Origin of the sequence: Streptomyces sp. G45, assembly GCF_049542095.1 — a bacterium.
Lineage (GTDB): Bacteria > Actinomycetota > Actinomycetes > Streptomycetales > Streptomycetaceae > Streptomyces.
The window spans coordinates 3,431,594-3,443,430 of the sequence record NZ_JBMUZU010000001.1; the positions used below are offsets into that span (position 1 = coordinate 3,431,594).

The following is an 11,837-nucleotide window of genomic DNA, read 5'->3' on the forward strand; positions in this document are numbered from 1 at the left end:
GAACTGATGGTTCCGGGGGCCTTGTCGGCTCCGAGGGCCTTCGCCCAGTCGTCTGCCGACTCGCCTGCCTACTCGTCCTCGGGGTCCTCCGGGATCCCGATCGTCGGCGTGTTCGTCGTCGGCGGCGTCGTGGGCGGTGTCGTCGGCGGCTTGGTCGACGGTGTCGTCGGCGGCGTGGACGGCGGCTTGGTCGACGGCTCCTGCGGCTTGGTGGACGGCGGCTTCGTCGACGGCTCGTCGCTCTCCTCGTCGCGGGTCGTCGGCGGTGCCGTCGGTGTCCGCGGCGCCTGGGTGGTCGGGTCGGCGGGCGGCGGCGCGACGCCGACGCCCATGGTGGTGTCGAGGTCGAACTTGGTGCGCGAGCCCGACGCCTTGAACGTGTACGCCGCCCAGATCTCCGCGGGGAAGCTGCCGCCGTCGATGCGCGGCTTGCCGCCCGCGCCCCGCATGGACACCTGGTCGCCGCGCTTGTGCTTCCCGTCGTTCTCGGGCTGCTCGCCGAAGAGGCCGACGGAGGTGACCAGCTTCGGCGTGTAGCCCACGAACCAGGCGGACTTGTTGTCGTCGGACGTGCCGGTCTTGCCCGCGACCTGCTGGCCCCTGCGGGTGGGCGCCTCGCGCACGGAGGCGCGGGCGGTGCCGTCGTCGACCACGCCGGTGAGCACGGAGGTCACGGAGTCGGCGGCGCCCCGGCTGATGGCCTGGTCGCCGATGGCCTCCGGCAGGTCGACGCTGCGGTCCTTGTGGGAGACGGACTTCACCAGCTGCGGGGTGACCCGCTTGCCGTGGTTGTCGAGCGTCGCGTACACCCCGGCCATCTCAAGGGGGCTCGCGCCCATCGAGCCGAGGGTCTGCGCGGGCACGGCGGGCAGGCCCTTGACGTCCATGCCGAGCTTGCCCGCGGTCCGCAGGACCTTGTCCATCTTCACGTCCACGCCCATCTGCGCGAACACGGAGTTGACGGACTTGTTCATCGCCGTCTGGACCGTGATCGGGCCGTACGAGCGGTTGTCCTCGTTCGGCGGCGCGAAGCCGATGGGGCTGCCGACGACCGGGCGCTTGCTGCGGCCGCTGTAGATGGTGTTGGCCGTGATCGGCTTGCCGCTCTGGGTGGTGGCGCCCTCCTCCAGGGCGGCGGCCAGTATCAGCGGCTTGAAGGTGGAGGCGGGCTGGTAGTCGGTGCGGGTCGCGTTGTTCGTGTAGTGCTTCAGGTAGTCCCGGCCGCCGTACATCGCGACGATCGCGCCGGTCTTCGGGTTCACCGAGACCGCGCCCGCCTGGACGCGCGCGTCCGCCTTGCTCTTCTTCGGGTTCAGGCGGTCGTTGAGCTTGTCGTCGACGGCCCGCTCCAGCTGGCGCTGCTTCCTGGGGTCGATGTTCAGCGTGATCGTGTAGCCGCCCGCCTTGAGCTGGGCCTCGGCCTCGGACTTGGTGTAGCCCTGCTGCATCAGCTGCTTCTGCACGATCGCGTCGGCCGCGTCGACCAGATAGCCGGTCTGCCCCTTCTTCTCGGGGTCGGGCTTGGGGGCGTGCGGCTTGGGGAAGGTCAGCTTGTCGCGCTCGGCGGAGTCCAGCCAGCCCTCCTCGACCATGTTGTTCAGTACGTAGTTCCAGCGCTCCTTGACCAGCTTCTTGCCGGTGGGCGTGGCGACCGCCCAGTCGTAGGAGCTGGGGGCCTGGAGGAGCGCCGCGAGGTACGCGCCCTGCGCGACGTTCAGCTTGTGGGCGTCGACGCCGTAGTAGGCGCGGGCGGCGGCCTGGATGCCGTACGCGTTGCGGCCGAAGTAGCTGGTGTTGATGTAGCCCGCGAGGATGTCGTCCTTGCTCTTCTCGCGGTCCACCTTCAGGGAGATGACCAGCTCGCGCAGCTTGCGGGAGACGGTCTGCTCCTGCGACAGGTAGTAGTTCTTGACGTACTGCTGGGTGATCGTCGAGCCGCCCTGCTTGCCCTTGCCGGACAGGGTGTTCAGGACGCCGCGGGCGGTGCCCTTGAAGTCGACACCGGTGTCCGAGTAGAAGGACTTGTTCTCGGCGGCGACGAAGGTGCGCTGGACGTCCTTGGGCACCTCGTCGAGGTCGACGATCTCGCGGTTCACGTCGCCGGTGCGGGCGAGCAGCGTGCCGTCGCTGTACTTGTAGATGTTGCTCTGGAGCTTCGCGGCGGCGTTCCCCTGGGGGATGTCGACCATCATGTACAGGATGACGAAGCCCAGCATGCCGAGCAGGATGAAGCCGAAGGCGTAGCCGAGGAGCTTCTTCCAGGTGAAGAAGCGGCGTATGCCCTTGCGCTTGGGCTTGGCCGGGCGGGACCGGCGCGACGCGCGGCGGCCACCACCGGAGTCCCCGCCGCCGGGGTCCGCGCCGCTGGCGCCCGCGTCACCGGAGCCGGAGCCCGGGCCGCCCGAGCCGCCCGGGCCGCCCGAGCCGCCCGGGCCGCCCGAGCCGCCTGGGCCGCCCGCCCCGGAGCCAGGGCCGCCTGCCGCGGGACCACCGGCCCCGGGGCCGCCGAAGCCAGCGCCTCCGCCCGACGGGCCCCCGCCCGACGGGCCCCCGCCGGTCGGGCCGCCGCCGGTCGGACCGCCCGCGGGAGTGCCCGCGGCCGGGGCGTCGCCGGACGCGCGGCCTCGCGCTGCCCGGCGCGCACCACGCTGCCGCGCCTTTCGCTCTTCCGCTCGGCCCATGACTGTGGTCGCTCCGCTTCTGCTCGTTCGTCTCGTCGTCGCCGTCGTTGCCGTTGTTGCCGTCGTTCCGTCGTCGCCGTCGCACCGCTCGCTGCCGCGTACGGGTCAGGTCAGCTCATGAAGCTAACACCGCACCTGAGGACAAAAGGCCCTCGATCCGGCCTTTTCCGGACGTGACAATCAGCACCCACCACAGGGGAACCCTTGCCGCCCCAAGGGAATCGACTCCTCAAACACGCGGACGGTTGCCTCACATCCGTCCGGGAGTGACCCCCTCCACTGCTACACACCCCGCGTATACACACCACGTATACGTGGTGTGTATAGTGCTCCGCATGTCCATCGGTCACACTCTCCTCGGGCTGCTCGAATCCGGGCCCCGGCACGGCTACGACCTCAAGCGCGCCTTCGACGAGAAGTTCGGGCACGACAAGCCCCTGCACTACGGGCAGGTCTACTCGACCATGTCGCGCCTGCTGAAGAACGGCCTCGTCGAGGTCGACGGCATAGAGGCGGGCGGCGGCCCCGAGCGCAAGCGGTACGCCATCACCGAGGCGGGCATCACCGACGTCGAGCGCTGGCTCGGCACGCCCGAGAAACCGGAGCCGTACCTCCAGTCGACGCTGTACACCAAGGTCGTCCTCGCGCTGCTCACCCACCGCGACGCCGCCGACCTGCTCGACACCCAGCGTGCCGAGCACCTGCGCATGATGCGCATCCTCACCGACCGCAAGCGCAAGGGCGACCTGGCCGACCAGCTGATCTGCGACCACGCCCTGTTCCACCTCGAAGCCGACCTGCGCTGGCTGGAGCTCGCCTCCGCCCGGCTCGGCAGGCTCGCCAAGGAGCTCAGCCCCTCATGACCCCCAAGACCCCGGCAGGCACCCTCCTCGCCGCCCACGGCCTGCACAAGGCCTATGGACCGACCACCGCGCTCGACGGTGCCGAGTTCTCCATACACCCCGGCGAGGTCGTCGCCGTCATGGGCCCCTCCGGCTCCGGGAAGTCCACGCTGCTGCACTGCCTCGCCGGGATTGTCCGCCCTGACGCGGGCGAAATCTCGTACAACGGGCGGCGATTGACGGACATGACGGACGCCGCGCTGAGCGCGCTGCGGCGCAGCGAGTTCGGCTTCGTCTTCCAGTTCGGCCAGCTGGTGCCGGAGCTGACCTGCGTGGAGAACGTGGCGCTTCCGCTGCGCCTCAACGGCACCCGGCGCGGGGACGCCGAGCGCACCGCGCTGTCCTGGATGGAGCGCCTGGAGGTCGACGACGTGGCGGCCAAGCGCCCGGGCGAGGTCTCCGGTGGCCAGGGCCAGCGCGTGGCCGTCGCCCGCGCCCTCGCCACCAGCCCCCGCGTGATCTTCGCCGACGAGCCGACCGGCGCGCTCGACTCGCTCAACGGCGAGCGCGTGATGGAGCTGCTCACCGACGCCGCCCGCTCCACGAACGCCGCCGTCGTCCTCGTCACCCACGAGACGCGCGTGGCCGCCTACTCGGACCGCGAGATCGTCGTACGCGACGGCCGCTCCCGCGACATGGAGCGACTGGTATGAGCGAGACCCGTACGCGGGCCGCGGCGCCGTCCCCGGACGGCCACCCCGCGGCCCCCCTCCACCCCGACCGGGACACCGGCCCCGCCGGGGCCCGCGCCTGGGTCCGCGACCTGCTCATGGGCGCGCGCTTCGCGGTCGGCGGCGGCCGCGAGGGCTGGGTCCGCACCCTGCTCACGGCCGTCGGCGTGGGCCTCGGCGTGGCGCTGCTGCTCGGCGCCGCGTCGGTGCCGCAGATGCTGCAGAACCGCGACGCGCGCTCCGCCGCCCGCACCGCCGCCGACCAGTTCTCCGACAAGGTCGTCAAGCGCAGCGACTCGACGGTGCTGCTCGCCGACGTCATGACCGAGTTCCGCGACGCCTCGATCAGCGGGCGCCTGCTGCGTGCCGACGGCGCCCACCCGGTGCTGCCGCCCGGCGTCCCCGAGATGCCCGAGCCCGGCGAGATGCTGGTCTCGCCCGCGCTGCGCGACCTGATGAACGGCTCCGGCGGCTCGCTGCTCAAGGAGCGCTTCGCCGACTACCGCGTCATCGGCACCATCGGCAAGGCGGGCCTGATGAGCCCCAAGGAGCTGATGTTCTACGCGGGCTCCGACAAGATCAGCGCGGACGACAGCGCCTCACGGGTCGCCTCCTTCGGGCAGGCCGCCCCGAAGGACCCGATGAGCCCGATGCTGATCGTGGCGATCGTGCTGATCTGCGTGGCCCTGCTCACGCCGGTGGCCATCTTCATCGGTACGGCGGTCCGCTTCGGCGGCGAGCGGCGCGACCGGCGCCTCGCCGCGCTGCGGCTGGTCGGCGCGGACCGGCGCGCGGTGCGGCGGATCGCCGCGGGCGAGGCGCTGTGCGGCTCCCTGGTGGGCCTGGTGTTCGGCGCCGGGTTCTTCCTCGCCGCGCGGGAGCTGGTGGGCGTCGTCGACATCTGGCAGGTGTCCGCGTTCCCGACCGACATGGTGCCGACACCGGGGCTGGCCGCGCTGGTCCTGGCCGCCGTACCCGTGTCGGCGGTCCTGGTGACGGTGGTGTCGCTGCGGTCGGTCGCCATCGAACCGCTCGGTGTCTTCCGCAACTCCACGCCGCGCCCGCGCCGCCTGTGGTGGCGGCTGCTGCTGCCGGTGCTCGGCCTGCTGGTCCTGCTGAACCAGGACCGCGTCCGGGCCGGGGACACCGACGTCAACGTCTACACCATCGCCGTCGGCTCGACCCTCACCCTGGTCGGCCTCGCCACGCTGCTGCCCTGGGTCGTCGAGGCGGCCGTGGCCCGGCTGCGCGGCGGGCCGGTGCCCTGGCAGCTCGCCACCCGGCGGCTCCAGTTGAGCAGCGGCACCGCGGCCCGCGCGGTCAGCGGCATCACGGTCGCGGTGGCGGGCGCGGTCGCCCTCCAGATGCTGTTCGCGTCCATGCACGACGACTTCACCATCGACACCGGCAAGGACTCGCTGCGCGCCCAGCTGAGCGTCGGCACGGGCCGGGGCGACGGGGCGCTGTCCGAGCGGATGCTCGACGACATCAAGCAGACCAAGGGCGTCGACGGAGTCATCGGCCTCGTCTACGGGTACGCCGCCACGCCGGGCATCAAGGACTACGACGAGCGGCCCACCGCCGAGCTGTCCATCGGCAGCTGCGCGACGCTGCGCGAACTCGCCCACGTCAAGACCTGCGCGGACGGCGACACCTTCGTCGTGCACAACGGCGAGCCCGAGCTGAACGAGTGGACCGACAAGGTGGCCCGCCCCGGCCACACCCTGGAGCTCAACCCCGACAGCTGGGGCGACTACCAGGGCAAGCGGCACGGCAAGCACGTCCCGTGGACGCTGCCCAAGTCGACGCGCACGCTGACGGCCCGGACGGACCCCATCGGGGGCCAGTTCAGCGGCATCTTCGCCACCACCGGCGCGATCGACGTCAGCCGGATCGACGACGCCCGCACCCAGGCCATGGTCCGCCTCGACCCGGACGTGCCGGACGCCGCCGAACACGTGCGCAACACCGCGGCCCGCATGGGACCGCAGGTCAGCGTGGCGACGATCCGCATGACGGAGAGCGACAAGCAGTACCGGGCGGTCCAGAAGGGGCTCCAGGCCGGGGCCATGGCCACGATGATGCTCATCGCCGCCTCCATGCTGGTGTCCATGCTGGAGCAGCTCCGCGAGCGCAAGCGGCTGCTCGCCGCGCTCACCGCGTTCGGTACGCGACGGGGCTCGATGGCCTGGTCGGTGCTGTGGCAGACGGCCGTGCCGGTGGTGCTCGGCCTCGTGGTGGCGGTGTCCGGCGGGCTGGCCCTCGGCACGGTGATGTGCCGCATGGTGGACCAGCCGGTCGCCGACTGGTGGGTCTTCCTGCCGCTCACCGGCGCGGGCGCGGCGCTGGTCGCCGTGGTGACCCTCCTGAGCCTGCCCCCGCTGTGGCGCATGATGCGCCCGGACGGCCTGCGCACGGAGTAGCCCCCCAAGCCGGTCCGGCTCCCCCGCCTCGCCCGCCCACCCCTGACCTGCCCGGTCGGGGTGGGCGGGCGCGTGGCAGGGAATCCGTCAGAGCACCCGCACCGGCAGCGCCCGCACCGCCTCCCGCAGGGCCCGCGCCAACTCCTCGTACTCAGCCGCGCGCGCGGCGCCCGCCCGCATGGCGAAGGCCACCCTGCGCGTGGGCGCCGGATCGGCGAAGTACCCGGTGAGCAGCTGGCTGCTGCGGCTGGTCTCCACCCGCACCGCCGTGCGCGGCAGCAGCGTCACCCCGAGCCCTCCGGCGACGAGCTGCACCAGGGTGGACAGACCGGCGGCGGTCGTCGTGACGGGCGCGTCGTCGCGTCCGGCCTCGCGGCAGATGTCCAGGGCCTGGTCCCGCAGGCAGTGCCCCTCGTCGAGCAGCAGCAGGTTCAGCTCGCGCAGCGCCTCGCGGGGGATGCCCTCGCGCCCGCCGAGCCAGTGGTCGAGCGGTGTGACCAGTACGAAGTCCTCGTCGAACAGGGGCAGTTCGACGACCCCGGGGACCCCCAGCGGCACGGCGAGCAGCAGCAGGTCGAGCCGCCCCGCGGACAGCCCCTCCAGCAGGGAGGACGTCTGCTCCTCGTGCACCTGGAGGTCGAGGTCCGGGTACTTCTCGTGGACGAGCGTGAGCACCGTCGGCAGCAGGTAGGGCGCCACCGTGGGGATCACCCCGAGCCGCAGCGCGCCGGTGAACGGCGCCTTCACGGCGTCGGCCTCCTCCAGGAGCGCCTCCACCTCGTCGAGCACCGCCTTGGCGCGCACCGCGAGCCGCTCCCCGGCCGGGGAGAGCAGCACCTTGCGGGTGGTCCGCTCCAGGAGCTGGACGCCCAGGGCCTCCTCCAGGGCCGAGACCGCCCCGGACAGCGCGGGCTGGCTCATCCCGATCGCCGCCGCGGCGTCCCGGAAGTGCAGATGGTCGGCGACGGCCGCGAACGCGCGGAGCTGCGCCAGGCTGGGCTGCTTGCCCCTATGTATGGCTCGCACTGATAGCCACCTCCGATCAACACGACCGAGTGTAGCTATTTCACTAATCAATGCGCTCTGTGCCACGATCGTCAGCAGTCCAACCCCGTGAGGCCCCTTACCGGGGCTTCCGAACGCTGCAAGGAGAGCGCGTGCTCACTGTCGGTGACAAGTTCCCCGAGTTCGACCTGACTGCCTGTGTCTCGCTGGAGAAGGGCAAGGAGTTCGAGCAGATCAACCACAAGACCTACGAGGGCAAGTGGAAGATCGTCTTCGCGTGGCCCAAGGACTTCACCTTCGTGTGCCCGACCGAGATCGCGGCCTTCGGCAAGCTGAACGACGAGTTCGCCGACCGTGACGCCCAGATCCTCGGCTTCTCCGGCGACTCCGAGTTCGTGCACCACGCCTGGCGCAAGGACCACGACGACCTGCGTGACCTGCCCTTCCCGATGCTGGCCGACTCCAAGCACGAGCTGATGCGCGCCCTCGGCATCGAGGGCGAGGACGGCTTCGCGCAGCGCGCCGTCTTCATCGTGGACCAGAACAACGAGATCCAGTTCACGATGGTGACCGCCGGTTCCGTCGGCCGTAACCCCAAGGAGGTCCTGCGGGTCCTCGACGCCCTCCAGACGGACGAGCTGTGCCCGTGCAACTGGAGCAAGGGCGACGAGACCCTGGACCCGGTCGCGCTCCTGGCCGGTGAGTGAGCATGGCCCTCGATGAGCTGAAGGCCGCGGTCCCGGACTACGCCAAGGACCTGAAGCTGAACCTGGGCTCGGTCATCGGCAACTCGGAGCTGCCCCAGCAGCAGCTGTGGGGCACGGTGCTCGCCTGCGCGATCGCCTCCCGCTCCCCGAAGGTGCTGCGCGAGCTGGAGCCCGAGGCGAAGGCGAACCTCTCCCCCGAGGCGTACACCGCGGCGAAGTCCGCGGCCGCCATCATGGCGATGAACAACGTCTTCTACCGCACGCGCCACCTGCTCTCCGACCCGGAGTACGGGACGATGCGCGCCGGTCTGCGGATGAACGTCATCGGCAACCCGGGCGTCGAGAAGGTCGACTTCGAGCTGTGGTCGCTCGCCGTCTCCGCCATCAACGGCTGCGGCATGTGCCTGGACTCGCACGAGCAGGTCCTCCGCAAGGCGGGCGTCGACCGCGACACCATCCAGGAAGCCTTCAAGATCGCCTCCGTCATCCAGGCGGTCGGCGTGACGCTGGACTCCGAGGACGTCCTCGCGTAACGCCTCCGTACACACAGTGGGCCGGAACCCTCGGGGTTCCGGCCCACTGCGTTGCGTACGGCGTACGGGGTCACTGGCGCGACGGCTCCGTCGGGGCGACGTCCACCGCCGTGGCCCCCCGGGGCTGGGGCGCCTGCTTCAGCGCGATCTCGCGGGAGTACGCCCGGAGATAACCCACCACCGTGTTGGTCACCGCGACCAGCGGCACCGCCACCACGGCGCCGCCGATGCCCGCGACCATGCCGCCCGCCGCGACGGACAGCACCACCGCCAGCGGGTGCACCCGCACCGCCCGGCCGAGGATGAACGGCTGGAGGATGTGCCCCTCGATCTGCTGCACCGCGAGCACCACGACCAGCGACATCACGGCCGTGAACACGCCCTGCGTGACGAGCGCGACGACCACCGCGAGCGCCCCGGAGATCACCGCGCCCACCAGCGGGATGAACGCGAACAGGAAGATGAACACGGCCAGCGGCACGGCCATGGGCACGCCCAGGAAGTAGATGCCGAGGCCGATGAAGACGGCGTCGATGAGGGCCACTATCACCGTGCCCCGCACATACGCGGTGAGCGTCTTCCACGCCCGCGGCCCCGCGCCCGCGACGCCCGGCCGCGCGGCGGCGGGCACCAGCTTGAGGAACCACTGCCAGATGCGCGGGCCGTCGTAGAGCAGGAAGAGCGTGGAGAACACCGCGAGCAGGATGCCGGTGAGGGCCTCCATGATGACGGTGACGCCTTCGAGGCTGGCGGAGGTGATCTCCTCGGAGTTGGCGCCGACGGCTTCGCGCAGGCTCTTCGCGATGTCGTTGATCTGGTCCTCGGTGACGTGGAAGGGGCTGTTGAGCAGCCACTTGCGCAGGTCCTCGATGCCGTCCTGGATCTGGTTGGAGAGCGTGTCGACGTTCTCCATGACCTGCCAGACCACGAACCAGCCCACCAGGCCCATGATCACGAAGCCGAGGACGGCGGTGACCATCGTGGCGAGCCCGCGCGGCAGCCCGAGCCGGGTCAGCCGGGCCACGGTCGGCTGGAGCAGCGCGGTGATCAGCAGCGCGGCGACGAACGCGAACACCACGAGCTGGACCGCGCTGATGACCTTCATCAGGACCCAGACGGTGCCCGCGAGGACCAGCAGCCGCCAGCCGACCTCGGCCGCGACGCGCACCCCCCAGGGCACCGTGGCGACCGGGTCGGGCCGGGCGGCTATCGCGGGCGCGTACGTGGGCGGGGCGGGCACCTGGTCGGTGACGGCGGCTCCGGAGCCGCCGTCGGCGGCGTCGTCCACCGGGTCGTCGAAGTCGCCGCGCGCCTCCGCGGCGTGCCGCACCATGTCGGCGTAACGCTTCCGCAGGGAGAGCTTGGGCCCCGGCTGCGGCTCGTCGGACGCCCCGGGGGCGGGCGGCTCGGCCCCGGCGGCACGGTCGTCCCCCCGCGTGCCGGAGCCCTCAGGCACCGGGCCCTCACCGACCGCCTCCTGCGCGCGCTCGGCGCCGGGCGGTTCACCTGAGGGCGCCGTGGGTTCCGGGGAAGCCGCGGCTGCCCCGGGGCTCCCGGCGCCTTCGGGCGACCGGGAGCCGCTTGTGCCCGAGAGCCGCTCGCCGATCCTCGTCAGGCCGGCGCCGACCCGTCCGCGCCACCCTGGTACTCGCGACATGACCGTCCTCTTCCCCGTCTTTCCCCACCTGGTTCCCGGAGCGTTCGGACCGACCGTACACGGGTGCGGCCCCTCACCGGAGGACGGTGAGGGGCCGTGGGATGGTTGAGAGCGCGCGGCTCAGTACCAGTTGTTCGCCTGCCAGAACGACCAGGCGCCGCACGGGCTGCCGTAGCGGTCGTTCATGTAGTTCAGGCCCCACTTGATCTGCGTGGCCGGGTTGGTGCGCCAGTCGGCACCGGCCGAGGACATCTTGGAGCCGGGGAGCGCCTGGACGAGGCCGTAGGCACCGGAGGAGGCGTTGGTGGCGCGGTAGTTCCAGCCGGACTCGTGGCTCACGATGTTGCTGAAGCACTGGAACTGGCCCGAGGGGACCATCTGCCGGGCCATCGACTGCACCTGGGAGACCGAGTACGAGCCCTGGGGGGCGAAGCTGCCCGCGTCGCGCGTGGAGGAGCGGCTGGCCTTGTTCTCCAGCTTCTCCCGCTCTTCGGCCTTCTTCTTCGCCTCCTCGGCCTTCTTCTTGGCCTCGGCCGCGTCCTTCTTGGCCTGCTCCGCGGCCTGCTGCTTGGCCACGGCCGCCTTGGCCGCCTGGACGCGGGCGGCCTCCGCCGCGGACTTCTTCGCGGCCGTGTCGGCGGCCATCGCCTGCGCGTCGGCCTGCTGCGCCACGGAGGTGGTCTGCACCTGGGCCTGCTGGCCCGCGGGTATGTCTGCGAGGAGAGTCGCGTCGCTCGCCGTCGCCTCGAGGTCGTTCGACTTCGAGGACTGGGTGTCGCCCGAGGCGACGCCCACGACGGCGCCGACGGTGGTGACCGCGGTGGCCGAAGCCACGGCGAATCCCCGGACCGAAATCCGGCTCACACGGTTTCCTTCCAGCATCGCCCGCATAGGTGACCCCGCGGACGCAATCGTGCCCCTGACGCTGGCCTCCGCTTGCTGCTCGGTCACGGGAGGCACGGGCCCGGTCGACAACTCCCGTGGCGGGAGCGCCGCGTGGTGCTCGGGCGGCATACGGCGGCCACTATGAAGTTCTGTTGTTCCGTACCGCTGGGGGTACAGGAGTGCCGTATGCGGGGCCTGACAGGACCCAGACTCTGCCGTAGCCAGACGCCGCGAGGCAATTCCGAGTTACGTGTGAAAGCTCACACCTCGTTTGTCCCAGGAGTTTTACGGAAAGGCAGACGCGGCGGGCGGCCGTCCCAGTAGGCTCGCTCGCTTCACCGGTCGCGGCCAAGCGCCGCCGCCCCACGGGCGA

At 71.4% G+C, this 11,837-nt stretch carries 9 protein-coding genes; 5 read left to right on the forward strand and 4 right to left on the reverse strand.

Annotation, left to right across the window (positions count from 1 at the left end; translation table 11 throughout):
- Nucleotides 1-68 precede the first annotated feature (68 nt).
- Nucleotides 69-2,681, reverse strand: coding sequence for a transglycosylase domain-containing protein (locus ACOBQU_RS13815; RefSeq protein WP_423627039.1), 2,613 nt, complete (start codon nt 2,679-2,681; stop codon nt 69-71).
- Nucleotides 2,682-3,016: 335 nt separating this feature from the next.
- Here ACOBQU_RS13815 and ACOBQU_RS13820 point away from each other — a divergent pair, with 335 nt between their 5' ends.
- From ACOBQU_RS13820 to ACOBQU_RS13830, 3 genes are read left to right on the forward strand one after another with little or no spacing between them, the layout of a single operon-like run.
- Complete coding sequence (locus tag ACOBQU_RS13820; RefSeq protein ID WP_423627041.1) at nt 3,017-3,544, forward strand: PadR family transcriptional regulator; 528 nt, start codon at nt 3,017-3,019, stop codon at nt 3,542-3,544.
- Entirely contained in the window at nt 3,541-4,236 is a 696-nt protein-coding gene (locus ACOBQU_RS13825) for an ABC transporter ATP-binding protein (protein ID WP_423627043.1), read from the forward strand. Before ACOBQU_RS13820 ends, ACOBQU_RS13825 begins: the two co-directional genes overlap by 4 nt.
- Nucleotides 4,233-6,677 (forward strand): FtsX-like permease family protein, encoded by a 2,445-nt coding sequence (locus ACOBQU_RS13830; RefSeq protein ID WP_423627045.1) that lies wholly within the window; start codon nt 4,233-4,235, stop codon nt 6,675-6,677. Before ACOBQU_RS13825 ends, ACOBQU_RS13830 begins: the two co-directional genes overlap by 4 nt.
- An 87-nt stretch (nt 6,678-6,764) precedes the next feature.
- On the opposite strand, the gene ACOBQU_RS13835 is transcribed toward ACOBQU_RS13830, so the two are convergent.
- Nucleotides 6,765-7,703, reverse strand: a complete 939-nt coding sequence (locus ACOBQU_RS13835; RefSeq protein WP_423627047.1) for a LysR substrate-binding domain-containing protein — start codon at nt 7,701-7,703, stop codon at nt 6,765-6,767.
- A 131-nt stretch (nt 7,704-7,834) separates the two neighbouring features.
- On the opposite strand from ACOBQU_RS13835, the gene ACOBQU_RS13840 reads away from it, so the two are divergent.
- Nucleotides 7,835-8,389 (forward strand): peroxiredoxin, encoded by a 555-nt coding sequence (locus tag ACOBQU_RS13840; RefSeq protein ID WP_423627049.1) that lies wholly within the window; start codon nt 7,835-7,837, stop codon nt 8,387-8,389.
- A gap of 2 nt (nt 8,390-8,391) precedes the next feature.
- A complete protein-coding gene (locus tag ACOBQU_RS13845) occupies nt 8,392-8,922 on the forward strand; it encodes an alkyl hydroperoxide reductase (RefSeq protein ID WP_423627051.1) in 531 nt (176 codons plus the stop codon).
- A gap of 70 nt (nt 8,923-8,992) precedes the next feature.
- Here the strand turns inward: ACOBQU_RS13845 and ACOBQU_RS13850 are convergent, their stop codons facing one another.
- Both ACOBQU_RS13850 and ACOBQU_RS13855 read right to left on the reverse strand, forming a co-directional pair.
- Nucleotides 8,993-10,579, reverse strand: coding sequence for an AI-2E family transporter (locus ACOBQU_RS13850; RefSeq protein ID WP_423627053.1), 1,587 nt, complete (start codon nt 10,577-10,579; stop codon nt 8,993-8,995).
- A 120-nt stretch (nt 10,580-10,699) separates the two neighbouring features.
- Entirely contained in the window at nt 10,700-11,461 is a 762-nt protein-coding gene (locus ACOBQU_RS13855) for a transglycosylase SLT domain-containing protein (RefSeq protein WP_423627055.1), read from the reverse strand.
- Nucleotides 11,462-11,837: the final 376 nt, after the last annotated feature.